Source organism: Nostoc sp. CENA543, assembly GCF_002896875.1.
GTDB lineage: Bacteria > Cyanobacteriota > Cyanobacteriia > Cyanobacteriales > Nostocaceae > Trichormus.
In genome coordinates this window covers 4,665,009-4,691,313 of sequence record NZ_CP023278.1, presented here as the reverse complement: position 1 = coordinate 4,691,313, position 26,305 = coordinate 4,665,009, and the positions used below count along the sequence as shown (strand labels likewise).

The 26,305-nt window shown below is 41.7% G+C and carries 23 protein-coding genes; 10 read left to right on the top strand and 13 right to left on the bottom strand.

Translation table 11 applies throughout. The features are described 5' to 3' along the window. Positions 1 to 212: 212 nt before the first annotated feature. Complete coding sequence (locus CLI64_RS19505; protein WP_103138759.1) at positions 213 to 2,231, bottom strand: VWA domain-containing protein; 2,019 nt, start codon at positions 2,229 to 2,231, stop codon at positions 213 to 215. Between the two features lie 204 nt (positions 2,232 to 2,435). On the opposite strand from CLI64_RS19505, the gene CLI64_RS19500 reads away from it, so the two are divergent. Continuing rightward, complete coding sequence (locus tag CLI64_RS19500; protein WP_103138758.1) at positions 2,436 to 3,938, top strand: bifunctional UDP-sugar hydrolase/5'-nucleotidase; 1,503 nt, start codon at positions 2,436 to 2,438, stop codon at positions 3,936 to 3,938. A 6-nt stretch (positions 3,939 to 3,944) separates the two neighbouring features. On the opposite strand, the gene CLI64_RS19495 is transcribed toward CLI64_RS19500, so the two are convergent. Both CLI64_RS19495 and CLI64_RS19490 read right to left on the bottom strand, forming a co-directional pair. Beyond that, on the bottom strand, positions 3,945 to 4,481 hold the full coding sequence (locus tag CLI64_RS19495) for a GAF domain-containing protein (protein WP_103138757.1): 537 nt from the start codon (positions 4,479 to 4,481) through the stop codon (positions 3,945 to 3,947). A 184-nt stretch (positions 4,482 to 4,665) separates the two neighbouring features. Further along, a complete protein-coding gene (locus CLI64_RS19490) occupies positions 4,666 to 4,866 on the bottom strand; it encodes a hypothetical protein (RefSeq protein ID WP_103138756.1) in 201 nt (66 codons plus the stop codon). 367 nt (positions 4,867 to 5,233) lie between these two features. Here CLI64_RS19490 and CLI64_RS19485 point away from each other — a divergent pair, with 367 nt between their 5' ends. Continuing rightward, positions 5,234 to 5,491, top strand: coding sequence for a hypothetical protein (locus tag CLI64_RS19485; RefSeq protein WP_103138755.1), 258 nt, complete (start codon positions 5,234 to 5,236; stop codon positions 5,489 to 5,491). Positions 5,492 to 5,728: 237 nt separating this feature from the next. Here the strand turns inward: CLI64_RS19485 and mgtE are convergent, their stop codons facing one another. Beyond that, positions 5,729 to 7,129: a magnesium transporter gene (gene mgtE, locus CLI64_RS19480; RefSeq protein WP_103138754.1), complete on the bottom strand. Its 1,401-nt coding sequence runs from the start codon at positions 7,127 to 7,129 to the stop codon at positions 5,729 to 5,731. Between the two features lie 1,175 nt (positions 7,130 to 8,304). On the opposite strand from mgtE, the gene CLI64_RS19475 reads away from it, so the two are divergent. The 3 genes from CLI64_RS19475 (at position 8,305) to sppA (ending at position 12,007) form a co-directional block, all read left to right on the top strand. Next, the gene (locus CLI64_RS19475; RefSeq protein ID WP_103138753.1) at positions 8,305 to 8,904 is read left to right on the top strand and encodes a hypothetical protein; all 600 of its coding nucleotides are present in this window, start codon (positions 8,305 to 8,307) and stop codon (positions 8,902 to 8,904) included. Positions 8,905 to 9,006: 102 nt separating this feature from the next. Further along, positions 9,007 to 10,059, top strand: a complete 1,053-nt coding sequence (fni, locus tag CLI64_RS19470; RefSeq protein WP_103138752.1) for a type 2 isopentenyl-diphosphate Delta-isomerase — start codon at positions 9,007 to 9,009, stop codon at positions 10,057 to 10,059. 112 nt (positions 10,060 to 10,171) lie between these two features. Further along, on the top strand, positions 10,172 to 12,007 hold the full coding sequence (gene sppA, locus CLI64_RS19465; protein WP_103138751.1) for a signal peptide peptidase SppA: 1,836 nt from the start codon (positions 10,172 to 10,174) through the stop codon (positions 12,005 to 12,007). Between the two features lie 112 nt (positions 12,008 to 12,119). Here the strand turns inward: sppA and CLI64_RS19460 are convergent, their stop codons facing one another. Both CLI64_RS19460 and CLI64_RS19455 read right to left on the bottom strand, forming a co-directional pair. Then, the gene (locus tag CLI64_RS19460; RefSeq protein WP_192881563.1) at positions 12,120 to 12,353 is read right to left on the bottom strand and encodes a hypothetical protein; all 234 of its coding nucleotides are present in this window, start codon (positions 12,351 to 12,353) and stop codon (positions 12,120 to 12,122) included. 178 nt (positions 12,354 to 12,531) lie between these two features. Continuing rightward, complete coding sequence (locus CLI64_RS19455; protein WP_103138749.1) at positions 12,532 to 14,382, bottom strand: S8 family peptidase; 1,851 nt, start codon at positions 14,380 to 14,382, stop codon at positions 12,532 to 12,534. Between the two features lie 126 nt (positions 14,383 to 14,508). Between CLI64_RS19455 and CLI64_RS19450 the strand changes: the two genes are divergently transcribed. Then, positions 14,509 to 14,934 (top strand): hypothetical protein, encoded by a 426-nt coding sequence (locus tag CLI64_RS19450; RefSeq protein ID WP_103138748.1) that lies wholly within the window; start codon positions 14,509 to 14,511, stop codon positions 14,932 to 14,934. Between the two features lie 53 nt (positions 14,935 to 14,987). On the opposite strand, the gene CLI64_RS19445 is transcribed toward CLI64_RS19450, so the two are convergent. Further along, a complete protein-coding gene (locus tag CLI64_RS19445; protein ID WP_103138747.1) occupies positions 14,988 to 15,758 on the bottom strand; it encodes an N-formylglutamate amidohydrolase in 771 nt (256 codons plus the stop codon). A 33-nt stretch (positions 15,759 to 15,791) separates the two neighbouring features. Here CLI64_RS19445 and thiD point away from each other — a divergent pair, with 33 nt between their 5' ends. From thiD to CLI64_RS19430, 3 genes are all read left to right on the top strand, one after another. Further along, on the top strand, positions 15,792 to 16,613 hold the full coding sequence (gene thiD / locus CLI64_RS19440) for a bifunctional hydroxymethylpyrimidine kinase/phosphomethylpyrimidine kinase (protein ID WP_103138746.1): 822 nt from the start codon (positions 15,792 to 15,794) through the stop codon (positions 16,611 to 16,613). A gap of 174 nt (positions 16,614 to 16,787) precedes the next feature. Continuing rightward, on the top strand, positions 16,788 to 17,399 hold the full coding sequence (locus tag CLI64_RS19435; RefSeq protein WP_103138745.1) for a hypothetical protein: 612 nt from the start codon (positions 16,788 to 16,790) through the stop codon (positions 17,397 to 17,399). Positions 17,400 to 17,891: 492 nt separating this feature from the next. Beyond that, on the top strand, positions 17,892 to 18,230 hold the full coding sequence (locus CLI64_RS19430) for a P-II family nitrogen regulator (protein WP_017749852.1): 339 nt from the start codon (positions 17,892 to 17,894) through the stop codon (positions 18,228 to 18,230). A gap of 214 nt (positions 18,231 to 18,444) precedes the next feature. Here CLI64_RS19430 and rdgB read toward each other — a convergent pair whose 3' ends face one another. The 6 genes from rdgB to CLI64_RS19400 all read right to left on the bottom strand — a co-directional run bounded on the left by rdgB (position 18,445) and on the right by CLI64_RS19400 (position 24,828). Continuing rightward, complete coding sequence (gene rdgB, locus CLI64_RS19425) at positions 18,445 to 19,029, bottom strand: RdgB/HAM1 family non-canonical purine NTP pyrophosphatase (RefSeq protein WP_103138744.1); 585 nt, start codon at positions 19,027 to 19,029, stop codon at positions 18,445 to 18,447. 174 nt (positions 19,030 to 19,203) lie between these two features. Then, positions 19,204 to 20,640 (bottom strand): phosphoglucomutase/phosphomannomutase family protein, encoded by a 1,437-nt coding sequence (locus tag CLI64_RS19420; RefSeq protein ID WP_103138743.1) that lies wholly within the window; start codon positions 20,638 to 20,640, stop codon positions 19,204 to 19,206. A 300-nt stretch (positions 20,641 to 20,940) separates the two neighbouring features. Then, complete coding sequence (locus tag CLI64_RS19415; RefSeq protein ID WP_103138742.1) at positions 20,941 to 21,450, bottom strand: plasmid segregation centromere-binding protein ParR; 510 nt, start codon at positions 21,448 to 21,450, stop codon at positions 20,941 to 20,943. A 5-nt stretch (positions 21,451 to 21,455) separates the two neighbouring features. Then, positions 21,456 to 22,604 carry a ParM/StbA family protein gene (locus CLI64_RS19410; protein ID WP_103138741.1) on the bottom strand — a complete coding sequence of 383 codons (1,149 nt, stop codon included), beginning with the start codon at positions 22,602 to 22,604 and terminating at the stop codon, positions 21,456 to 21,458. A 222-nt stretch (positions 22,605 to 22,826) separates the two neighbouring features. Continuing rightward, a complete protein-coding gene (locus CLI64_RS19405) occupies positions 22,827 to 23,444 on the bottom strand; it encodes a DedA family protein (RefSeq protein ID WP_103138740.1) in 618 nt (205 codons plus the stop codon). Between the two features lie 301 nt (positions 23,445 to 23,745). Continuing rightward, the gene (locus tag CLI64_RS19400) at positions 23,746 to 24,828 is read right to left on the bottom strand and encodes a Gfo/Idh/MocA family protein (protein ID WP_103138739.1); all 1,083 of its coding nucleotides are present in this window, start codon (positions 24,826 to 24,828) and stop codon (positions 23,746 to 23,748) included. 649 nt (positions 24,829 to 25,477) lie between these two features. On the opposite strand from CLI64_RS19400, the gene queC reads away from it, so the two are divergent. Continuing rightward, positions 25,478 to 26,155 carry a 7-cyano-7-deazaguanine synthase QueC gene (gene queC / locus CLI64_RS19395; protein WP_103138738.1) on the top strand — a complete coding sequence of 226 codons (678 nt, stop codon included), beginning with the start codon at positions 25,478 to 25,480 and terminating at the stop codon, positions 26,153 to 26,155. Positions 26,156 to 26,305 lie beyond the last annotated feature (150 nt).

The following is a 26,305-nucleotide window of genomic DNA, read 5'->3' as shown; positions in this document are numbered from 1 at the left end:
TCTACCTTGTCACCCAATCCTCAGTTATACCAATTCACTAAAATTCTGATACAGATCCAAACCCAGAAACTCTTGTCAAGTCAGGATTTATCAATTGCGTTAGCGTACCACTCCGTGGAAGCAAGCTACGTGTAGCGTCTCGTAGAGAAGCGGGACGAAGTCCATTGCGAATTGCGAATTGCGAATTGCGAATTGCGAATTGCGAATTGGTATTACTTCTCCAGCGCAATAGTATTAGCTTGTTCTACTAAACGAATAAACTCACGCCGATAGCCTTCCTTATCCTCCCCGACTGCTGGCGTGGCTAATTTCATCACCAAGCTATAGTTAGCATTACCTTTATACTCAGAGTCACGCAACACCATACCAAAAGCAGCTATGGCAGATGCAAATCTAAAATTGGTAGACGGTGTTTGAGTGCTTTGCAAATCACTATCTTGGATGGTTTGGGTGATTAATTGACTGGTGTTGGCTTGGGGCAATTTATAGCGCAGTTTCACTTGCATTAATTCATTCGCGCCAATATCAGTGGTAGTTGCACCAGGACGCTGATATCGTAGTGGGTCTATCTGTGGTAATTTCACATCGCTGGTGATGCCGGTGGGAATGATTTCATAAAGTGCGGTGACAGAATGACCAGCCCCAATTTCTCCTGCATCTTTGCGGTCATCGTTAAAGTCTTGGTTTTGCAAAAGGCGGTTTTCATAACCAATTAAGCGATAGGCCTGCACTTTTGCGGGATTGAATTCCACTTGAATTTTCACATCCTTGGCAATGGTAAACAAAGTTTGCCGCAGATCATTGACTAAAACTTTTTTGGCTTCTAATAAAGTATCAATGTAAGCATAGTTGCCGTTACCCCGATCCGCTAACTGCTCCATTTTTGAGTCTTTATAGTTACCAGTACCGAATCCCAAGACCGTGAGATAAATTCCCTGGTCTCGTTTCTGTTCAATTAATCGTGTGAGTTCGGCATCACTAGAAACCCCGACGTTAAAATCGCCATCGGTAGCTAAAATTACTCGGTTATTTCCTGATTTGAGGAAATTCTGTTTAGCTATCTTGTATGCCAACTCAATACCTTGACCCCCAGCCGTAGAACCTCCAGCTTGCAAACGGTCAATTGCTGCCAAAATTTTGGCTTTTTGACTGCCAGGGGTAGCTGGTAAGACTAATCCAGCATTGCCGGCGTAGACTACTAAACTGACTTTATCTTCGGGGCGCAGTTGATTCACAAGCAATTTCAGGGACTGCTGCACCAAGGGCAATTTGTCTGGTTGATCCATCGAACCGGAGACATCAATCAGAAATACTAAGTTGCTGGGTGGTAAAGTGGCACTGGTATGGCGTTTACCTTGCAAACCCACTAGTACCAACTTGTGCTGAGAATTCCAGGGGGCATTAGCCACTTCTGTAGTCACAGAAAAAGGGCGATCGCCTTGTGGTTGGGGATAATTATAAGGAAAATAATTAATTAGTTCCTCAACTCGCACTGCATCTTTAGGTGGTAATGTGCCTTGGGTAAGAAATCGACGGACATTGCTGTAGGATGCTGTATCTACATCAATAGAAAAGGTGGAAAGGGGTTCATTACTGACGCGGCGAAAAGGATTATCATCAATGCGGTTGTAACTTTCTGTGTTGAATTGGCTATTGGGCTGAGATTCAGCAGTAACTGTGCCGTAATAAGATGAATTGGAACGGTTAACAAGTTGATTTTGAGGAGGCACACTAGGAAGTGCCAACTTGGGTTTGCTAGCTGGAGTCAGCTTTCTAGTTGTCGGACTGCCGGTAATGGTACTATCTTCTACTAATTCATCTGGCTTAACGTTGAGAACTGCTAACTCTGGTGCGAATTGTGCCTGTAAGCGTTGTAGGGTTTGGATATCGGCTTGGCTAACGGCGTTGGGGTTATTTGCAGTTAACTCTTGGCTGCGATTTATACAGGCATTTAAGACTGTGGCAAATTCTGTGCGAGTTATAGCAACTTTGCCAAAGTTTTGTACAGAGACAGTACAACTATACTTTTGAACTAATGCCTGGAGTGCTTGATAGTCGGGGTGACGAGGAAGAATCGAGGTATTTGAGCTAATTCTGGGAGGAGTTAGATTTGCTGGTAGGGCGACAGTAACAGATTGACGAGCGATCGCTATTCCCACCGATGGTATTAATAATAATAGTGTAGCAATACTAACTTTTTGCCAAACTTGAGACGGAATGCGGCTAGACATGACTAACTCCTCACACTGAATTTTTGCTGTTACATCTGCTGTTGTTAATTACTTAGAATATTCCTCAGCAGGCTCTACTGTGGTCGTCGTTACAGTTTTGGTAACTATGACTGATACAAAAATCAACATTCTTTTCTGATGGCAAGATCTGGGCGAATTATGAGTAAAATCAGTTCCGTAGATTAATGGTTTTGCCAGCTAAATATGAAACTTATTTATTTTGGTTGCAGTGTAATTTTACAAATATTGGCGACAGTAACTTTAACTACCCCAGTGCTGGCGGAAATTGTCAAGATTAACCTGTTGCAACTTAACGATGTCTACGAAATTACGCCAGTGGAAGGAGGGACGCGTGGTGGTTTAGCCCGTGTCGCCACCCTGAGACAACAACTTTATCAAGATAACCCCCGCACCTACACAGTCTTAGCTGGAGATTTTCTGAGTCCTTCGGCTTTAGGAACTGCTAAAATCAACGGTACACCCCTAGCAGGTCAGCAAATGGTGGCTGTGATGAATACCCTGGGTGTAGATTATGTGACTTTTGGTAATCACGAATTTGACCTACCAGAAAACCTGTTTTATCAAAGATTGCGAGAGTCGCGGTTTCGTTGGGTATCAAGTAATGTTTCTGATAGTGCAGGCCAACCCTTTAAAGGTGTTCCCCGGACAATAGTATTTAATGTCAAAGGCGATCGCGGGGCTGTAGTTAGGGTAGGATTAATCGGTGTCACCCTCAACAGCAATCAACCAAAGTACGTCAGCTACACAGATCCCATCGCCACAGCTAAACAGCAGGTAAATAGCCTCAAAGGTAAAGTTGATATTATCGTAGCTTTGACCCATCTATCAATTGCCAGCGATCGCCAACTAGCCGAAACTGTACCAGAAATAGACGTAATTCTGGGTGGTCATGAACATGAAAATATTCAACAATGGCGGGGTCGAGATTTTACACCGATTTTTAAAGCCGATGCTAATGCACGTACAGTTTACGTTCATCAATTGAATTACGATACTGTCAAAAAAAGTCTGGTAATTAACTCTCGCTTAGTCCCAATTACAGATCAGATTCCTGAAGAACCAAAAACAGCAAAGGTGGTGCAAGGGTGGCTAGAAAAAGGTTATCAAGCCTTTATTGCCAATGGCTTTGACCCCAGTCAAGTAATTACTCAACTCACATTTGCTTTAGATGGACTAGAATCCAGCGTCCGCAACAAATCGACAAATTTGACAGAGTTAATTGCTGAGGCGATGTTACAAGAAGTCCCTGACGCAGATTTAGCCGTGTTTAATGGTGGTTCAATTCGTATTGATGATGTGATACCACCAGGCCCCATCACCCAATACGACATAATTCGCATCTTGCCTTTTGGCGGTAAAGTTGTGGCGGTAGAGATGAATGGCGAACTTTTACAAAAAGTATTAAATCAAGGAAAAGCCAATCAAGGGACTGGTGGTTATTTGCAAACAGCTAAAATTAGTCAGGAAGCGAATTCTCAAAATTGGTTAATTCAAGGTCAACCACTTGACCCCAAACGCACCTACAAAATCGCCATTAGTGACTTTTTAATTAGTGGTAAAGAAAAGGGATTAGACTTTTTAAATCTTCAGCACCCAGGGATAAAATTAATTGCAGAAAAACGCGATATTCGTTTTGCTGTAATTGACCAATTAAAACTTCAGGAAGCAGCAGAAACATCACCATAGATAAATTTAGAGTGATTTTTCTTTTGTCATATAGGTGATGACTAAGGGTGTTAATTTATTTTCCAATTGAGTCATAATAGCATGGTCAAAATCTGACCAAATTCGCTTGTTACCGAAGACACTAGGCTGTAAAATTCCCCAAAGTTGACCATCTTGGCACAGGTGAGCATGAATTAATGCCCGATGTCCCAAATTTTTCCGCTCAAATTCTTTATTTACCACTTTTGGACTAGCAGTTTCCACATCTTCAACGTAAATGGAAGCCTCAGCCCGTAGTGCTGCGGCAAACAAAGGGTCTTCTTGGGGTAATGATGAAGGCTCTAACTTCCATGCCGATTCTGTAATATCGGGAATATTTCGATGTTTTCGCCAGCAATAGGCAATTTTAGCAAACCGAGTTTGAGGATTTCTCAAGTACAAAAAACAGCGATCGCATTCTAACACTTCTCCAATCGCTGGCAAGATTGCCGGAAAAATAGCCTCTGGCTCAGTGTATTTTTCTAAAATATTTTGTATGCTTCTTGGCAAAGCTAAGTCAGTCATGAAAAGGCACGCCTTAAGGGACTTACAACTTAAAAAATATACTATCACTGTGTAGGCAGAGGGGCAGGGAGCAGGGGGAAAAATAACAATGTCTTATATCGGAAATTGGATAATTTATTTTCTGGAAGTCCCTAAATTAGTATTTTCTTGTTCTGATGAAGTGTTATTTAAACTTTGAGACGTATTAATTATCATCTTTTTTAGTTTCAGTTGGTGGATGTGTAATCTCTCCCTCACTGTAACCAAGGTCATACATACTAGCAGCTTGAGCATCTTGTTCTGGTGGTACTTTGGATTTCCCCGCCCAAGCATCAGATTTCCCTACGTTAAACCAATCTTCATCAGTCATCCCAGCTATAAATCTGTTTTTTGTTGTTTTGTTCATGAATGTACTGGTTAGTAGTTAGAGTTGGATATTATAGCGATTTCCAGTTAAGTGAGGTACAGATAATATTTTGAAACGCACAGGGGCGCGGAGTAAAGCGCAGAGGTACGCAGAGATTTGTACCTCAGCAGACTAGGAAACGCTATATTCATAATTTATGATCTTCGCACCAAGTTTGAATAACATCCTGTAACCAGGGAAAGAACATCGCCGAAATTAAATCTGATTCCTATAGCTTCATCAAGAAAACTCAAGCTTAATACACCTAAAGATAGTATTTTTGTCTGTCAACAGAAGGATGATTTCATTTTGTCGTGTTGCTAATTTAGCTAAAGGACAACACAAGCAAAGTTAACAACAAAGGTCTATGGCATCTGCAAAACCATTGCATGGAACCGACTTAGTAGACTGCGCTAGGGCAAATGCCAAGCAAGGAATTGAAACTGCTGCCTATCAATGCGGTTACGGGGAAGATATTAACACCTTCGCACGCGAACTTCGACAAGCCTGCGAACAAATGAATTTACAAGTTAAAGAATTGAGTGAATTAATTACCGAACAAGACAAGATTTTGAAAATGGGTACTGGTGAAATTATCGCTCCAGATACACCATCAGAACTGTAGAAGTTGCGGTGATACCAATTCAAAATTCAAAATTCAAAATTCAAAATTCAAAATCCAAAAATCCATATGTTGCAAGGATTTCTGGATTTGGATCTGTCTCATGATTTTAGTGAATTGGTATGACATGGAACAGGTGACAGAAGCAGACAAGAAAAACTCATTACTCATTACTCATTACTCAGCACTCACCACTCAGCACCGGCTAAACGCCGCGCTACCGCTAACACCACTCACAACTCACAACTGTAAAATCACTCGTGCCAAGTTGAAGTAGATTAACACACCTAAAACGTCAACGGCTGTAGTAATAAACGGTGCAGACATCAAGGCTGGATCTAAACGCAAGAAGCGAAACAAAAATGGCAGTGCTGAACCGGAAACAGAAGCTAAAACAGAAATAGCTACTAAACTACTACCAACCGCGATCGCAACTTCTAATCGTCCTTGTAAAAAGAAAGCCCAGACTGTAGCAATACTACCTAACATACCACCTAGTAATGCACCCGCGATCGCTTCCCGCCCAATCACCTGCAAAGTCCCCAAGCTTCTGATTTCGTCAGTGTTCATCCCCCGAATCACCACCGTTGAAGATTGCGCGCCGACGTTACCACCAGTACCAGTCAGTAGGGGAATAAACGCCGTTAATGTGACAACTTTGGTCAAAATATCTTCTTGAGATTTAATAATCGTACCTGTAACTGTATTGGTAATTAATAAGACAAACAACCATAAAACTCGCTTACGGGCTACTTGCATTAAATCCATCTGAAAATAGTTATCACCACTAGATTGCACACCACCACCCACAGCGTAGATATCTTCAGTAGTTTCCTGTTGCAAAATATCAATGACATCATCAACAGTGACGATACCTACTAAACGTTCTTCCTTGTCTACTACGGGTACAGCTAAGAAATCGTATCTTTGAATTAATCTAGCCACTTCTTCTTGGTCTGTATCAGTATGGATACAAATGACATCACGAGTCATGATATCGCCAATAATCTGTTCTGGTTGAGATGTGACTAACTCTCGCAAAGACACAATCCCCGTTAAACTTCTAGCTGCATCAGTGACGTAGAGATAGTAAATCATCTCACTCGCATTAGCGAGACTGCGTATCCGTTCTAAGGCTTGAGATACCGTAAAATTATCTTTCAGGGCGATAAATTCCAGAGTCATGATGCGTCCAGCCGTACCAGCTTCATAACCCAAAAGTAAAGCCGTAGCTTGGCGTTCGACAGGACTGAGTTGTTCTAATAGCCGATTGACTACTTTCGCTGGTAATTCATCAAATAACCTAGCACGGTCATCGGAAGACATCTGATCAACAATATCGCGGACTTCTTGACTTTTCAATTCCTCAATTAATCGTTCTTGAACGCTGTAGTCCAGATATTCATAAACTTCTATCGCCTCACTCTTTGAAAGTAGACGAAACGCCAAAGCGTGCATCGCTTCTGGTAAACCTTCTATCGCCTCAGCTATATCCGCAGGCTGCACAGGTACGAGAATAGCTTTAGCTGCTTGCAAATCTCCTGCTTCCAATAGCATTCGCAGCTGAGTCCTGACTAAATCGCGCAATTCTCTACGTGAAACGTCCTGAAGAGCAGAGTTTAAGTTGTTCGTTTCCGTCACTTTCCACTTTCCTCGACCAATATTAACAAAGTTGCTGCCCCTAGTCTAAGGGATAGTGGGAGGCGTAAAGTTAAACTTGCTGTGATTTTTTCTACTTTCACCAACGCACAGATCAAACCATATCGCCAACACTAATTTGAGTTTCTAGGATTAGTAACTATAATTACTTTAAGATTAGGTTAAGAATTAGATTTAATTTGGTTATATTCAATGATTATTAAATTTCCTGATAGTAGAAATCATATTTGATTGCTGCAAAGCTAGGTACACCTTTGTTTCCTATTCACTAACTACGCTATTAATACATGTGAATTTTCTGTTATGGCAGTCTTAAATCATTTGTAATCTAAAAGCTCCCCGACTTCTTTGAGAAATCGGGGTTCTGGACATCAAAATCATAATATATCAGGAAAATTTATTACACCATAGATGGATGATTTTATATTTCAGAAAGGAAAAGATATAAGGTTAAGTCAGATTTTGAATGTAATAAGTATAGGGTTTAACAATTCAAAATTCAAAATTCAAAATTAAAGACATTTTCAGTCGGGGATTTCAACCCCCACTGAAAATATGCTACGTATAGACGTAGGGGTCTTAAACCCTCTGATTTACGATAAACGCCAATCATTTAAACTAATAAATCTGGCTGAGGGATGGAAACTTTAATAAAAGTCCTTTTTAAACATCCTCTACCAGCGAAATATAAATAAATCGAAAATAACCAAACGTTAGACATCAAATATTAACTTTAAGAATCTCCTTTATCTTATCTAGATGACAATTAATCCTAACATTAAGATGCTTACAGACAGTTAAGTACATCCCAATCTATGGTGTATAATATTATTGGTGTTCAAAATATACCTTTGTGCTTAAACCAGTAAATTTTCTGAACAATACGGGAATAGCAAACAAATAATATGGTCTAAAAATAGCGATTCCGTGAATATACCAATTTTTTCAGGCTCACTACTGTAGTCAAAATTCAATAAAAACACAAATTTTAATATAGCGAATTGTACTTATCTAGCAGGTCAGCGATGAAATAAGTATATTGCGGTGAGACTTTTAATTACTTTCTAGAAACTACGTCAGTATATCAAACGCATTTTTTGAAAAATTAGTGTCGTCAAATCAGACTTAATATACCAACCTAACTAGTTTTAGATGTCATGAACACTTCCAATCATCAGCTTGTCAATTTACCGTCCAAATCACCAGAGCAAATCATGACGGAAGAACGTATTCATGACGTACTTCTCTTGCTAGAAAACTTATCATATAGAGAAGAAACAACGGTTAAATTAATATTAGATTGTCTATATGATGTAGGAGCCACGAACCTCATTAATCAGAAAGTCCGTTCCCGTAGCATGAATAGACTCTTGAAAATGATGGCGAAGTTTTCTAAACCTGTATTTCGGATGATTGCTTGGCAATGGTTTAAAAAAAACTGTCCGCAATTAATTACTAACTGGCTATATGAGCAGGTAAAATTTGCCAGTATTGCGCCACAAACAGCCGCAAGAATAGTAGAAAATTCCCAAATTCAACCGCCATCATCTATAAACTTGATAGAACAAACACAAGAAATTAAATCTCTCCGTTCTCAAGTGAGGTTATTAATAACTATTTGTCTCATTACCATTACTTCTTTTGGTAGCAGCTTTGTTTGGCTCAGTTACAAGTTGGAACAAGCACACCTGCAAACTAGAGAAGCAATGTCAACTCAAATTAAAGTTAAAAAAGCTACTGCTAATGATGCTAACTGATATTTGCTTTTGCAGTTTAGCTTATGGGAAATTTGCGATCGCCTGTACAACTTAGCAGACCCACTTACAATAGTAATCGCAAGCTATAAATCATACCCACCCGTGAATCCCCCTACAGATAACACATCCATCCCCATTCAGTCACGTAAAGCAGATCACATCCGCATCTGTTTAGAAGAAGATGTCCAGTGTCAGGAAATCACTAACGGTTTAGAACGCTATCGTTTCACTCATTGTTGCTTACCAGAATTAGATCGTGAAGACATCGATATCAAAACGCGATTTTTCGGTAAAACCCTCAACGCACCTTTGCTCATTTCCTCCATGACTGGGGGAACAGAACAAGCAAAAATGATTAACCAGCGTTTAGCCGCAGTCGCTCAAACCTATAAATTAGCGATGGGTGTCGGTTCACAACGGGTAGCAGTAGAAAAACCCCAAGTCGCTGATACCTTTGCAGTGCGTCAATTTGCACCCGATATTCTGTTGTTTGCTAACGTTGGTGCTGTACAACTTAACTACAAATACGGCTTAGATCAATGTCTGCAAATCATTGATATGTTAGAAGCCGACGCTTTGATTTTGCATATTAATCCTCTACAAGAGTTTATTCAACCCAGAGGCGATACCAATTTTCGGGGCTTACTTGACAAAATAGATAAATTATGCACTAAATTGCCAGTGCCAGTAATTGCCAAAGAAGTAGGTAACGGTATTTCCGCCACAATGGCCGAAAAGCTATTAGCAGTAGGGGTGAGAGCCATTGATGTAGCGGGAGCAGGCGGGACTTCGTGGGCAAAAGTCGAAGGAGAAAGGGCAGAAAACGCACTACAAAGACGTTTAGGGCTGACATTTGCCGATTGGGGAATACCTACAGCCGAATGTATTACCAGTATTAGAGCGATCGCACCCCATGTTCCCCTCATCGCCTCCGGTGGTTTGCGTCATGGCTTAGATGTCGCCAAAGCGATCGCACTAGGAGCAGATATCGCAGGCTTGGCTATGCCTTTCCTCAAAGCTGCCGTAGAATCAGAAACAGCACTCCAAGATTTAGCCGAGGTATTAATTGCAGAAATCACCACAGTATTATTCTGCACAGGTAATACCAACCTATCTGAGTTAAAACACTCAAACAGTTTACAAATAATACAATAGGGAATGGGGCATTGGGCATTGGTAATTGAGAATAGAACAGAAAAACACTAATGACTAATGCTACTGACCATTGACTATTGACTAATGACCATTGACTATTGACTATTAACTAATGAATAACTTTTTAAAACAAACTGCTGCTAGCTTACTTGGAACTGTATTAGGACTAATTGTTTTCTCTGGAATTAGTACAGTAGGACTTTTATTTTTATTATTTGCTGTGGCGGGTTCCAAAGATACAGGGCCTCTAGTCAAAGATAAATCCGTCTTAGTTTTTGACTTATCAATGACTATCACTGACAGAGAACCCAGTTCTGGTGAAGTTTTTCAAAACACTCTATCCGGTGTGAAACCAGAACGGATGACACTCCGTAGCGTTTTGGATACCATCGCCAAAGCTAAGAGTGATCAGCGAATTGTGGGTATTTACTTAGATGCTACCCGCACAGGTGGAGCTAGTAACTTGGGTTTTGCATCTCTTAAAGAAATTCGCAAAGCCTTAGAAGACTTCCGCGCCAGTGGTAAAAAGGTAATCGCTTACGGAATGGAATGGGGAGAAAAAGAATATTATCTCAGTTCCGCAGCCGATACCATTGCACTTAACCCTTTTGGCGCAATGGAAATGAACGGTTTTAGTAGCCAACCTGTTTTCCTGGCGGGAGCATTACAAAAGTATGGTATCGGGGTGCAAATTGTCCGAGTGGGTAAATTTAAAGGTGCAGTTGAACCTCTGGTACTCAATAAACTGAGTCCAGAAAACCGCGAACAAACCCAAAAATTACTCAATGATATTTGGGGAGAGTGGCGCGCGACAGTAGGTAACAGCCGGAAAATTAACCCGCAAAAACTCCAAGCGATCGCCGACAATCAAGCCATACTAGAGGCAAATACAGCCAAAAGTAACGGCTTAATCGACCAGATAGCCTATAGCGATCAGATAGTAACTGATTTAAAAAAATTAACCAATAGCAAAGAAAGTGATAAAAGCTTCAAACACATAGATTTAATGGAGTACGCACAAGTACCGGATAAATCTTTACCAGTAGAACGCCAAGCTAAAAATAAAATTGCTGTGGTTTACGCTGAGGGTGAGATAGTTGACGGTAAAGGCGAGGAAGGACAAATAGGAGGAGATCGCTTTGCAGCGATTTTCAGCAGAATTCGTCAAGATAAAGATGTCAAGGCCGTTGTATTAAGAATTAACAGTCCAGGAGGCAGTGCGATCGCCTCCGAAGTTATGCAGCGAGAAATCAAACTCACTCGCCAAGTTAAACCCGTCATCGTCTCTATGGGTGATGTCGCCGCCTCTGGTGGTTACTGGATAGCTAGTGATTCTAACCGCATTTTCGCCGAACCCAACACTATTACAGGTTCAATCGGTGTATTTGGAGTTTTAATCAACGGTCAAAAACTAGCCAACGATAATGGTATCACTTGGGATGCTGTCAAAACCGCCCGTTATGCTGACAGCCAAACCGTTTCGCGTCCTAAATCACCGGAAGAATTAGCTTTGTATCAACGCAGCGTTAACCGCATTTACAACATATTCTTAAGTAAAGTCGCTCAAGGACGCAAACTACCAGCACAAAAAGTAGCAGAAATTGCTCAAGGTAGAGTTTGGTCTGGTGTAGCAGCGAAACAAATTGGTTTAGTCGATGAAATTGGCGGTTTAAATGCAGCCGTTGAATATGCAGCTAAGGAAGCTAAATTAGGTAAAAATTGGCAGTTACAAGAATATCCTAAAGAAAGCACATTTGGCGAGCGTTTGTTTGGACAAACCGTTGAAAATATCAGCACCACTATTGGGTTACAAAAAGTAGATATTCAGCCAAGTAATCCCTTAAATGCTGAACTCCAAAAAATTCAAAAAGAATTAGCAATTATGCAAAATATGAATGACCCCCAAGGAGTTTATGCCAGATTGCCATTTAATTTAATCATTGAGTAAATAATGAAAGGTTTGTAGTGAGAACTTTAGTTCTCTCCACGAGACGCTCCGCGAACCGAAAAGGACTAAAGTCCTTACTACGAACTGAATCCTATGATTTTTACCCATAGGACTAATTAGAACTGATTACCTCAAATGATTTTACTTCGAGGACAGGGCCAATCATGGCGATCGTCATGATATCGTCACGCACCTGTCCTGTAACTTTGGCTTTTTGTCCAGCCTTAAGTAATTCTTGATCTGCACCCTTGAAGATTTCATAGGTGACACCCTCATCGCTAACCAACGCCCATGCACCCATACCGAGTTGACGGCGTTCAATTGTTCCTGTAACTGTGATGCTCATAAGATTTAGGGAATGGGGACTGGGGACTGGGGACTGGGGAATGGGGACTGGGGATTGGGAAGATGGGGAAGTGTGGGGAGTGTGGGGAGAGAGGGGGAAAGATTTCTTTCCTATCCTCCCACACCTCCTACCCCTCCCACACTTCCTGCTTGCCCCATGCCCAATGCCCCATGCCCATTTACGCTGTTTGTCCTTCGTTTTTCAATGCTAATCTGGCTAGTCCATAACAGAGTAAGGCGTTAGTCAAGAGGAAGATTCTAGCTAAGTTCTCGTTACTAAAACCCCAAACTGCTGGGTCTAATACTGCACTGACTGCTAAACAAGCGGCTACACCTAGAGTAGAACCAATAGCAAACCATTTCCAGCTAGGATGACCTAGTAATAATGCTACTAGCACCACAGGAATTAAGACACTAGCAAAAATTGGGTTGAGAGCGTCAGTACCCTGTATACTGTTGCCTAATTCGGGAATGGAACTGCCCAAAACGCGGAATGGCCACTGGGGTAAGTCAAAGATGTAGATACCTTTGAGGAAGAATAACCCAGAACTACCAAAAATTAGACCGCTAGATAATGACCAGCTCCAAGCAAAGGGGAAGTAAACCCGCAAGAACCAGGCTAAAAGATATGAACCTAGTACCATTAAGACTTTTGGCAATAGGGCGACTGCACCGCCATCTATCCAAAAACCAGGGTTGAGATAGCCATTATCCCGTAACCACCGGAAGAAATCTTGGAAGCTGATTTGTCCTTCGGTGGCGAGTTTAACTGCGGCTTCCGCGTTGAGTTGTCCAGCACCGTAGTAGTTTAAACTATCTTCTTTAATTACCCGTGCTGACTGCTTGAGGACTTTTAAAATTTCCTCTGGATCTTGAACACCTTTGGCTTTAATTAAAGCTGCTACACCCGCAACGTGGGGAGAAGCCATACTTGTGCCTTGGAGTCCTAAGAATACCCCTTGTCCTTGTTCGTTGATGGTTTCTTGGAGAATTGCACCGGCATCAGTTCCACCAGGGGCAGAAATATCAATACCTGCACCAAAGTTAGAATAGGGGGCTTTTTCACCATCAGGGCCGAATGCTGAAACCCCAATGACATGGGGATAACGGGCAGGGTATGAGGCAGAACTGTCGTTTTCGTTACCGGCGGCGGCGATGATGACTACACCTTTTTTATGGGCATATTCAATGGCTTGTTTGAGGAGTTGACTTTCTCCCCCACCCCCCAAGCTCATATTAATGACATCTGCGCCTTTGTCGGCTGCAAATTTAATGGCTTCGGCAATATCAGCTACAGTCCCACCGCCGTAAGCACTCAGCACTTTGAGGGGCATGAGTTTGGCTTCGTAAGCAATTCCCGCTACACCATATTTATTATTGGTGGCTTGGGCAACTGTACCAGCAACGTGAGTACCATGTCCGTTATCATCACTAGCATCTTCTTTGTCGTTGACGAAATCGTAACCTTTGACAAATTTGGTTTCGTATAAGTCGCGGACTTTGGTAACGCCTGTGTCAATTACTGCGACGGTGACACCGCTACCCTTGGTTTCTTTCCATGCACCTTCCACGCCGATTTTGTGGAGGTTCCACTGTTTACTGTAATATTCGTCATTGGGTGCAGTTAATGAAGGTTGAAAATCTTCACCTTCTTGGGGTCGTAACATTTCGCCTAACCAAGTTGCTTGAGATGCCGGCTCAATTAACTTGTAGACGTAATTCGGTTCAATAATTTCTGTAGCTTGGGCAAAGGGAGATTTCCGCAGTTCTTTGAGCCGATCGCGATCGCCCTTGATAATATAAACATTATCTTGTGCTGAGAATTTATTATCTAATTGAGGAGTAACGTTGTATTTTTGGGCGATCGCTTGTAAATCTTTCTGAATCACATCGGCGGGAATATCTTCCCGAAAATCCACCAAAATTGTCTCGAATTCACCTTTTGCTGCTAGTCCCTGAAAATTCAGAAACCCCCACACAGCAGATATCAACCCGACGACAAACAAGCAAAGTATTATCAGTTTTTTCATACCAACTCATCACCGCTTTTTGCCAGTTTGTTCACTACGATAACTTATCTACACCCCTAGTTGGTTGAGTTTGCAATTAAGTTACACCTTTTTTAGTTAAATCTTTGACTGAGGAATATTTAAACGATGGAACGTGGTCTTTTCTGGTTGCCCCTATTAATCATATTTTTCTGGCTGGCTTGGCAAGGCTCAAAGGAGTATCAAAAAGTCGAAGCTTATCGTATTTGGGCAGAGCAATTTGATCGCGCTAAATACGATATTTACGCTGTTTTGGGTCAAAAGGACAACAGCATCACCTGGGGCAAACCCACAGCCAAGGGACTAATTCAACTGCAAACTTTCTCACTGTTAGACGTTCAAAAGATTCACCTGTTGATAGATGGAAAAGTTACAGATATAAATGCGCTTCCCCAGAAGGGTCGGACAATTGAGCTAGAATTTATCTTGAATGAAGCCAATCAATCAGTAAAAGTTCCATTCACAGAAATTTCCCTAGCGGCGGAATGGGGTAAGTTTTTACAAGGTGCGTTGCAAAATATCACGAAGGAATAGGGAAGAGGAAAGAGATAATATTTAAATTTAAATGCTGTTTCAATTAATAATATTTAGCCTTTTAATGAACTGCTGATTTTAGCAAAGACATCTCTAAATTTATCCTTGGCTTGATGGAAATGGGGTACATCCCAATCAGGAGATTGTGGTTGATCTAGTTGCTTAGTATCTAAATAAACATGATATTTAACCTCAATCTGTAGTGCTTCAACTCCTGATATTTGACTATAAAATCGAGTAATATAACCACCTGTAAAAACTTTATTTTTTACCACTTGGTAATTACTAGCTGTAAAACTCGATTCGACTGTTAACATCAAACATTCCTTACAGCTTTTTCCGTTAGAATTCCCTAAACATATTTGATCATCAATTAATCCACCAAAACTGTGTAAGTCTAGCAAATAGACTTTTCCGAACTCCTGCACTTTCTCTTTCAGTAATTTTTCTAATTTTTGATGATAGGGAAGATAATATTTCTGTATACGATGTCGTATATCTTCTATACTAGGATTATTTTGATAAATTGCCTGACCAAATGCTGTTTGTAGCGGTACAACAGATGACCAAAAATTGCCTGCTATCGGCTCTTTTAACTCTCGGTTTAAATCAACTACATATCGACTGTAATTAGCTTGCATGACTGTTACTCCCAATTGAGGGAGAAAATCATACAGTTTATCTAAATGCCAATCTTGGTTAGGGAGATAGGCTTGAGAAAGATGTTGAGCTATATTTGCCGGAATATTTAACCCGCTATGGGGAATATTAGCAACTATTGGTACTGCTGGTGATATTGGTGTGTTAACAGTAAATAAATCCATTGCATTAGCTGTAATTTAAATTAACTTTTGCTTATGAATGCTGAGATAAAATCTAAAATACCAGTTGCATTAACTATTGCTGGTTCAGATAGCGGTGGTGGTGCAGGAATTCAAGCTGACTTACGCACCTTTGCTTTTCATTGCGTTCACGGAACTAGTGCTGTAACCTGCGTGACGGCTCAAAATACCTTGGGAGTAGCGCGAGTTGATGCTATGCCACCAGAGGCGATTATAGCCCAAATTCAAGCCGTATTTGAGGATATTGGGGTACGAGCGGCGAAAACGGGAATGTTACTCAATCAAGAAATTATTGCTGCTGTTGCCGAGCAAGTTGAGGCTTTAGGAATTCCTAATTTAGTTGTTGACCCTGTGATGGTATCACGCACAGGGGCGCAGTTAATTGATGATGACGCTGTGAAAACACTCCGAGAACAACTCATCCCCCAAGCTGCTATTATTACACCCAATCGCTACGAGGCTCAGATTTTAAGTGGTTTAACGGTAAATACATTAGACGATATGAGGGCAGCAGCACAAGTAATTCATCGTAATTTAAAGGCGAAAGTCGTGCTAGTTAAAGGTGGTGGAATATCAGGTAACGCCCGTGGTGTTGATATTTGGTTTGACGGGCAGAAGTTAGAAACCTTAACCACACAGCAAGTAGATACTCACAATACTCATGGGACTGGTTGTACTTTATCAGCTGCGATCGCTGCCAATTTAGCCAAAGGTGAAGATTTATGGCAATCTGTACAACAAGCTAAAAAATATGTTACTAATGCACTCACTTACGCCTTAGATATAGGCAAAGGTCAAGGCCCGGTAGGACACTTTTACCCCTTGTTGTCAAATTAACATTTATACAGGCAAGATAACCCCCAATCAAAACTCTGCATAGGCGAATTCTATATCCCATGCCCAATTCCCTATTCCCAATGACCAATCACCTATTGCCTGTTTCCAAGCCAACTATCTTTTGATAACATTGCTCATACTCTAAATTCAACTCATTTTTATACCAACCCACCAATGCGAACAACCACTGGTTCTGTTCCAGGCAATCCCCCAAAAGCAACATCCCAAAATCATCCGACTTCCGTACCATTATACGTATATCGGGAATTAGCGGCGGAATTAAAAGCAACACAGGCAAAGTTAGATGTGCTGACTACGAAAAACCAACAATTAGCACAGGAAAACCAACGTCTGCGCTTTGAAATTACTCAAGTTGTTAAATCTTTTATACACCTACAAAAATTAGTAGATTATCCTCCTACATCAAACTTTACCCATACCCCTAATTCTCACCCTGAAGTTAGTAATATTCCTAGCACCGATGCACCTGCAAAAGAACAACCACGCCCACAAGCTACTCGTTCACGTCAACCCGTCATACCTGAACCTGCAACCAGCAAAGTCAGTCACACTGATTTCTCTGTACCTATAGTAGAAATCACCTCTCCCACACCAGAAACAGTTGTGATTGAAGAGCAAGAAGTAAGTTATTATCCTAACTCCAAGCCAGAGCCTAAAGAAATGAATGGTTGGTGGTTAGCAATCAGCATCCTGTTGATTATGTTGACAGCTTTCGGGGCTGGGTACTTAGTCGTGCGTCCCCTGTTTCAACATCAAAGCCGTTAGAGGAGATACAAGAGAGAAGGCAAGGAAAGCAAGGGAGGCAGGGAAAGCAACTAATGACTCGGCACCAACTAAACGCCGCGCTACCGCTAACAGCACTCAGCACTCAGCACCGGCTAAACGCCGCGCTACCGCTAACAGCACTCACCACCGGCTAAACGCCGCGCTACCGCTAACACCACTCAGCACTCACCACTGACTTAGGAAATTTTTGAGCATATTTAATCAAATTAGACATTTATGTGGTTTTAATGGTTTAAAACCATAATTTCGCAGCGTGTTTCACTACAGTAGCTTAATATCAAAATTTTAAGAACTAAGCAATTAATTTATAGGTTCTACTGCTAATCTGATAAATGCTTATCTGGGTCAGATGCAGTTATAAAACATCAAATTCTCACATCTATCTTAAAACTAAGATGAATTGTGAAAACATGAGACATTTGATCTGGTTAGATATATAAACGCACTTACTAAACATTAGGAGTCGATGACATGAAAAAGGTAGAAGCAATTATCCGTCCATTTAAGCTAGACGAAGTGAAAATTGCTTTAGTCAATGCGGGAATTGTGGGGATGACAGTTTCTGAAGTCCGAGGCTTTGGACGACAAAAAGGACAAACAGAACGCTATCGCGGTTCTGAGTACACTGTTGAGTTTTTGCAAAAACTCAAGGTGGAAATCGTGGTTGAGGACAACCAAGTCGATATGGTGGTTGATAAGATCATCGCTGCTGCCCGTACTGGCGAAATCGGTGATGGTAAGATTTTTATCTCCCCTGTAGAGCAAGTAGTTCGGATTCGGACTGGCGAAAAGAATACAGAAGCTGTTTGAGTTTTGTTAGCGGAAGCGCGGCGTTTAGCCGGTGCTGTTAGCGGAAGCGCGGCGTTTAGCCGGTGCTGAGTTTTGAGTGCTGAGTGAAAATAGTTGAGAGAGAAATTAAAGTTATCTGGTGAAATTTTGAGTTGGTCTGAAGGAAGGTGTGAAGAAATTTTAATGAAATCTTTCTTCACTATGACTACTCAAAACATCTCTCCCAATTCAACACTTAGAACTCAGGACTCAGCAATGTTTTGAGTTGAGGGAGTAAAACAGCAAAGGCTTTACCTCGGTGGCTAACTGATTTTTTGATTTCTGGTGTCATTTGAGCAAAGGTTAATTGCTTCTCTGGAACGTAAAAAATGGGATCGTAGCCAAAACCACCTTCGCCAAGGGGTGCATGAAGAATTTCGCCAGGACAAATACCTTCGGCTTGAATAGCAATATTACCATCGGGAGAAGCGATCGCCACTACACATACAAACTGAGCTTTGCGGTTAACTTCGCTACCTAACTCCTTTAATAATCTGGCAATTCTATCAGTGTCACTATTACCATAGCGGGCAGAATATACACCAGGCGAACCATAAAGGGCATCGACCTGTAAACCAGAATCATCTGCGATCGCCCATTGTCCTGTAGCTTTAGCTACTTCTGAAGCTTTCAAACAGGCATTCTCCTCAAAGGTTTCTCCTGTCTCGTCTATTTCTAATTCTTCAGGCTTGAGTTGTAATTCCCAATCAGTATCTTTGAGGTAAGCTTGCATTTCCCGCAATTTACCAGGGTTACTCGTCGCTACTACTAGTATTGTCATTGGTTATTAGTCATTAGTCATTAGTCATTAGTCAACAGTCAACAGTCAACAGTCAACAGTTATTAGTCATTCGGTATGGGAGGAAAATCTACCTTGTCTACCTTGTCACCCAGTATCCAATCCCCAATCCCCAATCCCCAGTCCCCAATCCCCAGTCCCCAGTCCCCAGTCCCTTCACTCCGCCCAGTCTTTAGCCCACGCCAAAGTTTTATGTACTTCTTCAATGGTGGAGGCTTCGCAGTAGAGGCGCAAAACTGGTTCTGTACCACTGAATCTAATCATTAGCCAGCTATTGTCAGCGAGGCGGAATTTGTAACCATCAATCGCTTTACAATCAATTACAGCTTTACCGGCAATTTCCATTAAGGGTTGAGTTTCTAGTTGTTGCAGTAGTCGCGCCCGGACTTCCATACTGGCTAGGGGTAAGTCGATGCGATCATATGCAGAATTAAAGCCTGTTTGTTGTTGGAGATGGCGATAATAGTCTGCTAAATCTTGCCCAGATTCAACAATCGCCTCTAAGACATACAATGCTGATAAAAGGGCATCGCGTTCGGGAATATGGCTTCCATAACCAATACCGCCCGATTCTTCCCCACCTAACAATACTGGTGCAGCTAACATTCTATCGGCAATATACTTATACCCTACTGGTGTCTCAAATACTGAGAGGTTGTGTAGTTCTGCTACCTTGGGAATTAAATCTGAACCACTGACAGTTTTGACGATTTCGCCTGTGAAGTTGCGTCTGAGGGTGAGGTGGTCGATTAATATCGGGATTAAGACTTGGGAACTCAAGAAATTAGCACTACCATCAACGGCGGCGATGCGATCGCAATCTCCATCAAATACCAAACCCACTGTTAAATCTGACGGATGGCGATCGCGATGAGCTTTAATTAAATCAAATAGTTCATCCAGATATTTCGGTAAAGGTTCTGGCGCACCACCACCAAATAAAGGATCACGGTTGCTATTGATTTCTTGGACTTTTTCTCCCAATAATCTGCCCAAACCGCTAGCAGCTGCACCGTGCATGACATCAACGAATACGCTGAGTTTACCAGAGGCGATCGCTTCTCTGAGTTTGGTGATATTGACTTTGGCTTCTAAGCCTTGGATATAACTCGGCCAAGGGTCAAAATTCTCTAATTTACCTGGTGTTGCTGCTGCTGGTACACCTACTGGTAATAGTGCTTCTATATCTTTTGTGACTTCTGGCGATACTGAACCACCAAAATAACCTTTAACTTTTAATCCTAAATAAGCCCCTGGATTATGACTAGCTGTAATGACTAACGCGCCTAAAGCATTGAGTTGTTTTGCCGCCCAGCTAAAAGCCGGAGTCGGGGCATAGCTATCACTTAGCAGCACATCAAAACCAATGGCGGTGACAGCATTAGCTACAACACGAGCAAAATCTTCTGCCATAAACCGGCGATCGTAACCCACAATGATTGTGCGGCTACCCACCGTTGAAAAATAAGTATCATATAATACTTTTGCTGCAACTGGCGCGACCAAAGCTAGACGTTCAAAGGTGAATTCATCACCAATTACGCCTCTCCAGCCATCCGTGCCGAACTTGATTGGACTAGCTATAACTGGCATTCAAGTATCCTCAGAGTACACTTGAGGATTCTAGCATTTGCACAGTTGGGCAAGTAATAAAAGGGACTGGGGACTGATAAATTCAAAATTCAAAATTCAAAATTAAAGAAGGATTGGGAACGAGGTAGACAAGGTAGACAAGGTAGATTGTCCTCCCATACCGAATGACTAATAACTGTTGACTATTGACTGTTGACTGTTGACTAATGACTATTGACCAAATACTAATATTCCTTAATAGCCGAGACTATTAAGGAACTTTCATATGAGCATTTAAGGCTCAATATTTATGATTTTTTGTTAAAAATCATCAAGATACTGGCTCAAACGACTAATTAAAGGATCAACCTCTTCTGGAGGATTGACAGGATAGCTAGGAGGGGGAGGAGTAGTAGCAGTAGGATTGACTGCTTCTACTGCTGGCGTGGGTGGAGGTGAAGAATACACTACGGGTCTTTCTGTCACCATGATTGCCAGATGCGCCAGCTGCTGCGTTAATTGCAATACCTGGCGTTCTAGTCCCTCTAGGCGATTCGATTCTTTGGCAAAAAAACGTTCCTCAAGGTCAGCTACTTGACGTTGCAGGTCATCGATTTTTTGTTCAACCGCGCCTGTCGCTGCTGTTTTGAGACCAGGTTTTACAGATTCCGGTACGCATAAAGTTTGCCACAAGGCTTCTTTGCAGAGGTCACTGAAAGTTTTGTCCGGTTGTTTTTCTAGATAGTTTTCTACAACCGCTAACAAACTTTCATCAGCGACCTCTGGGTTGAACGTAACCGATTTAACTACTTTTTTTGACCATTGGAACATTCTTTTTAAGCCCTAGAAGAGCGACTGGCGGATAATTGCGCCTCTCCATAAATATACTGCCCCAAAGCGTTCGCTTGTCGAGAAGGAGCTGATAGGTGAGCGTTAATTTGAGCGTCCTTGAGTAAACGTTGTACGTCTTCCCAGAAGAATTCTCCACCACCACCGGTGAGAATTACATCTGTAACCCGTTCTGGCAACCATGCTAAAACGCGACTACAAATTTCGCGAGAAAACTGCTCAGTGAGGTTGGGGAGAAAGTCGTCTAAGTTGGTGGGTTTGCTAGCACCTTTGGGACGATAGAAGCGATCGCCTTTTGGTTTATTTACAGCCGAAATTAAAGCCAGAGATTGACTATCTGCGCCTTCAATTCCAGCTGCTACCAATTCATAAAACTTGTTCATTCCGAAATCTTCACTCTTGGAAGCACCACGGGCAAACCGGAAGTTATCTACCATCAAAAAGTCAATAGTTTGGTGTCCGATATCAACAATTGCCACAGAGATTTTTGTGAAATCTGGGGTGCTACCACTCTTTTTGGGTTGTGCTTCTGACCATAACAAACTGCCATAGCCTTCTGGCATTACCCAAACTTTGGAAATATTCAAGGACACAGCCTCTCCTCGGAAGTTGAGGACATGAGGCCCGGTGACTTGGCTAATTAATTGGGCTTTTTCCTTTTCAAATTGCTCTAAGGAGAGGAAAGGTAAGCCTAAAACTACGGAAATTTCGTCTCTGAGTTTAAAGTAGCCAGCACAAGCCAAAACTTTAATCAGTGCATCTTCCACTTTGGACTGGCCAACTCCTAGATTAGCCCCAAAGTCTGCTGCTAGTTGACCTACGGCGTAGCCATTGCCTTGATATTCCAGCCATAAGTCCATGAGTGGGTCGGTGGCGCGGGCTTCAAACACGCCGCCACGTACTTGTTCTATGGACATTCGTTTAACGTTGGCAGGTATGAACATCACGCTATTGGGTTCACGACTCACACAAGTTTTTGTGGAGGTTCTGCCCAAATCCACGCTCAGAATTGCTTTCCCTACACCGTTAGTGGGTTTAGGGGGGGTAGTGCTATTGATGGGGGTAGATGCTGACACCCTGTTTAGAGGTATGGCAGCAGCATTCATAGGGGTAGCGGCGGAAGGTTGGTCGGTCATACAAGCTCCTAGTCCTTACTTAACTGTAAAAAGTTACCATGCCTGTTGTACAAATATGCGGGATACCAGAAATTATGGGCTTCGTCAAGTGTAACTACAAATACGCCCAGTTTTAAAATTTTAGTAAATTTTAGGCGATCGCTTATTCAGCATTATTTGGCATAGTGTAGGCGAATTTTTACCAAATGTAACCCCCAAGTGGCAACTAAAGGTAACTGTTTTTCAAATTCTGGTGTTTCTGCGCCTACGTTTGAGTACCCAAAAGACAAATCCTAAAACCAAACTTCCAAGTATAATTTTGGATACAGGGGCTAAATATTTATCCACCAGATCATACTGACTACCCAAGACGTATCCTGAGTATGTTAGCAAACCTACCCAAGCCGCACTACCTATAGTTGTATAAAATAGGAAAGGTAGCAACCGCATATTACTCATACCAGCAGGTACGGAGATTAATGTGCGAACACCTGGAACTAGGCGACCAATTAAAACTGCTTGATTTCCCTGATTATCAAACCACTGTTTAGCTTTAGTAATATCCTTGCCAGATACAGTAATCCACTTACCGTATTTATCGGCTAAATCTCTTAAACGCTTTTCACTTAAAAGTTTTCCTGGATAATACCAGATCAGCGCGCCGACTACAGAACCCAAAAGCCCAGCTACAAAAACACCTGCAATATTCAGCTTCGATCCTGGTAAATTGGCGGTATATCCTGCCAACGGCATGATTAACTCTGAAGGAATGGGCGGAAATAAGTTTTCCACAAACATTAACAGTCCTATTCCCCAATAGCCCAAAGATTCAATAATATTTTTGATCCAATCCGATGACATGAAATTTAGTGATTATGACTTTGGACAGTTTTCGTTACCCAGTTTAACTTCATGTTTTCCGCCTTCCCAATGTTAAATTTCAACTTATGGATTTCCAGAAAATAAATTCTTCAGTGGGTCAGAGCAAACATGATCATTGTATTCTTCCTCCCCTGCCCCCCTGCTTCCCCTGCTTCCCAAAGCGATTGTATATTTTTTAGCTGGAAGTCTCTTGTTGGTGTAGGGATTCCAAAATTGAAAAAAGGTAAAAGTCAGTTTTTGACTGTTACCTTTTACCTTTTATCTTCTGCTTTTTAGATTTTTACACTGTGGGAGTCAATGATTGTACTCTGGGTTCAGATTGCCAATCTAATGGATTCCACACTCGGTCTTCTAAAGCCATCTGCTCAATTAAACTAGCTAATCTCAAAGCTTTCAGTGCTTGCTCTCCACCCACAGAAGGCTGATTGCCCCCGTGAACACAGTTGACAAAATGCTCTAATTCTGCACTCAAAGGTTGAATATTGGTTGTATAAACTTTTTCAATTAAACCATCTTGTCTATATAACACTTGCTTATGCTCATTATGAGAATTAGCAGGTGTTTGACGATGGATTAAAATTTCATTTTTGAGAAAATCTGCTTCAGTAAATGAGTTTTTACAGTGGGCGACGATGCGACGGATTTTGCGGTGTGTGACTTTACTGGCTGTCAGAGTTGCCACAATACCGTTAGCAAATCCCAAGGTAGCAGTTACATAGTCTAAATAACCAGAGTCTAAGGCACGAGTACCGCTAGCAGTTAATTTTGTCACTGGTGAGCCTGCTAGTTCTAACAATAAATCGATGTCGTGAATCATCAAATCCAGCACCACCGAAACATCGTTAGCTCTGTCAGAATAGGGACTCATGCGGTGAGCTTCTAATGCTAGAACTTCTTCTGTTTGCAGTACCTTGTGCAGTTCACGGAAAGCCGGATTAAATCGCTCAATATGACCGACTTGCAAAATACATTGAGACTCAGCCGCCGCATTTACTAAGGATTCCGCCTCAGAAATACTAGCAGCAATGGGCTTTTCGATTAAAACGTGAATTCCTGCCAAAAGACAGTTAATGCCCACAGCATAATGCAAGCGAGTGGGAACAGCTATGCACACCGCTTCTACATGGGGGAGCAGGTCACAGTAATCTTCAAAAAAACGCACCTTGTATTTACTGGCGGTTTCTAAGCCTCGTTCGACATTAATATCTGCCACGCCTACTAGTTCAACATCTTTCATGGAACTGAGTGTGCGGGTGTGATGTTGTCCCATGTTACCTACGCCGATTACACCTATACGAATCGGTCGTGGCTGGTTGCGCTGTGTATATGAATTTGCTTCTGCCACTGACATGCTATTTTGCACTATTGTTCTCTCCTCAACCACCAAATTTAGAGACGCTATGGCCGTTGGCGTTTATACTTGACAGCCAATTATGCTCCGTCTAAAACCATCCAGATGGTAACATAGAGGCCTTGTTTATGAAGAATTTCAAAGTTTACGATCAGTTCCCGTAATTTGGCTGTCTTTTGTATAGACGTTACTTAACTGTTCGGTTGTTTCTGCTCTACACAAACTAAAATTCGCCTTTCTATGACCTAGAAAAATCTGGTGGTTTTATGTGGAAATGTTTAAAAGATAATATGACAATAAATTATCTGAGTTAAAGATTAGCGATCCCATTGTGAGGAAAATTACAGATTGATTGATAACAATATCATACTGGAACGCTTACATAAAAAAAGATTTTTCTAAGATTGCTACTATGGTCATACTTAAATTATTCTTGCCTGATTATTGGCATCCTTAAATAGATTTGACCAATGATTTTTACGGATGCTCATTAAAAATACGATACTTTAAAGAAACGTCAGTGTATAGGAATGTAGGGGTGTCAGGGAATGGGGAAAGAAAAAGTGTTTCTTTGAATCTGAGTGGGTAGTTGGCCAGTGATACATCTACTTGCTAAGAGTGATAAGGATTTGGTGATTTGCAAGGAAAATTCGCGACGAAAATGAAAGCTGTAATTTTGTTGTCTGGGGGATTAGATTCTTCTACTATTCTTTACCAAGCAAAGGCTGATGGTTGTGAGTGTTACTCGATGTCCTTTGATTATCAACAGCGACATCGCCGTGAGTTGAATTCAGCGTTACGCGTGGCGCAAAATGCGGGAGTTGCACAACATCAGGTAGTGAACTTTGATTTAAGACAGTGGGGTGGTTCAGCCTTGACTGATGATGCGATCGCGCTACCTCAAGCCCGTTCTTTGAGCGAAATGTCGGAAAATATTCCTGTCACCTACGTACCTGCACGGAATACAATTTTTTTAAGTTTTGCCCTAGCCTATGCAGAAGCGATCGCCGCCCAGCGAGTTTACATCGGAGTCAATGCCTTAGATTACTCAGGATATCCTGACTGTCGCCCTGATTATATCGAAGCGATGCAAGAAGTCTTTCGACTGGGAACTAAACAAGGGCGGGAAGGAGAACCGATTAAAATTATTGCTCCCCTCCTAGAACTGAAAAAAACTGAAATCATCCAACTTGGTAACAAATTAGGAGTACCCTGGGAATTAACTTGGTCATGTTATGCCGGTGGTGATGTGGCCTGCGGTGTTTGTGACTCTTGTCGTTTGAGATTAGCTGCTTTCGCTGAATTGGGTCTGGAAGACCCACTACCTTATGCTGCTTAAAAAAGGAAAAAGTAAAAAAGTAAAAGATTCTCTTATTTATCGAAAAAATCGGGTCTAAAACCGGACTTCTCTTCTCTACGAGAGGCTACGCGCAGCGTCTCGGAGAGAAGTCCATTGCGAATTGCGAATTGCGAATTGCGAATTGGTTTA

Excerpts from the sequence above, each read along its gene's own strand:
- CLI64_RS19505 (WP_103138759.1), bottom strand. The coding sequence starts at position 2,231 with ATGTCTAGCCGCATTCCGTCTCAAGTTTGGCAAAAAGTTAGTATTGCT.
- CLI64_RS19500 (WP_103138758.1), top strand. The coding sequence starts at position 2,436 with ATGAAACTTATTTATTTTGGTTGCAGTGTAATTTTACAAATATTGGCG.
- CLI64_RS19495 (WP_103138757.1), bottom strand. The coding sequence starts at position 4,481 with ATGACTGACTTAGCTTTGCCAAGAAGCATACAAAATATTTTAGAAAAA.
- CLI64_RS19490 (WP_103138756.1), bottom strand. The coding sequence starts at position 4,866 with ATGAACAAAACAACAAAAAACAGATTTATAGCTGGGATGACTGATGAA.
- CLI64_RS19485 (WP_103138755.1), top strand. The coding sequence starts at position 5,234 with ATGGCATCTGCAAAACCATTGCATGGAACCGACTTAGTAGACTGCGCT.
- CLI64_RS19475 (WP_103138753.1), top strand. The coding sequence starts at position 8,305 with ATGAACACTTCCAATCATCAGCTTGTCAATTTACCGTCCAAATCACCA.
- sppA (WP_103138751.1), top strand. The coding sequence starts at position 10,172 with ATGAATAACTTTTTAAAACAAACTGCTGCTAGCTTACTTGGAACTGTA.
- CLI64_RS19460 (WP_192881563.1), bottom strand. The coding sequence starts at position 12,353 with ATGAGCATCACAGTTACAGGAACAATTGAACGCCGTCAACTCGGTATG.
- CLI64_RS19455 (WP_103138749.1), bottom strand. The coding sequence starts at position 14,382 with ATGAAAAAACTGATAATACTTTGCTTGTTTGTCGTCGGGTTGATATCT.
- CLI64_RS19450 (WP_103138748.1), top strand. The coding sequence starts at position 14,509 with ATGGAACGTGGTCTTTTCTGGTTGCCCCTATTAATCATATTTTTCTGG.
- CLI64_RS19445 (WP_103138747.1), bottom strand. The coding sequence starts at position 15,758 with ATGGATTTATTTACTGTTAACACACCAATATCACCAGCAGTACCAATA.
- thiD (WP_103138746.1), top strand. The coding sequence starts at position 15,792 with ATGAATGCTGAGATAAAATCTAAAATACCAGTTGCATTAACTATTGCT.
- CLI64_RS19435 (WP_103138745.1), top strand. The coding sequence starts at position 16,788 with ATGCGAACAACCACTGGTTCTGTTCCAGGCAATCCCCCAAAAGCAACA.
- CLI64_RS19430 (WP_017749852.1), top strand. The coding sequence starts at position 17,892 with ATGAAAAAGGTAGAAGCAATTATCCGTCCATTTAAGCTAGACGAAGTG.
- rdgB (WP_103138744.1), bottom strand. The coding sequence starts at position 19,029 with ATGACAATACTAGTAGTAGCGACGAGTAACCCTGGTAAATTGCGGGAA.
- CLI64_RS19420 (WP_103138743.1), bottom strand. The coding sequence starts at position 20,640 with ATGCCAGTTATAGCTAGTCCAATCAAGTTCGGCACGGATGGCTGGAGA.
- CLI64_RS19415 (WP_103138742.1), bottom strand. The coding sequence starts at position 21,450 with ATGTTCCAATGGTCAAAAAAAGTAGTTAAATCGGTTACGTTCAACCCA.
- CLI64_RS19410 (WP_103138741.1), bottom strand. The coding sequence starts at position 22,604 with ATGACCGACCAACCTTCCGCCGCTACCCCTATGAATGCTGCTGCCATA.
- CLI64_RS19405 (WP_103138740.1), bottom strand. The coding sequence starts at position 23,444 with ATGTCATCGGATTGGATCAAAAATATTATTGAATCTTTGGGCTATTGG.
- queC (WP_103138738.1), top strand. The coding sequence starts at position 25,478 with ATGAAAGCTGTAATTTTGTTGTCTGGGGGATTAGATTCTTCTACTATT.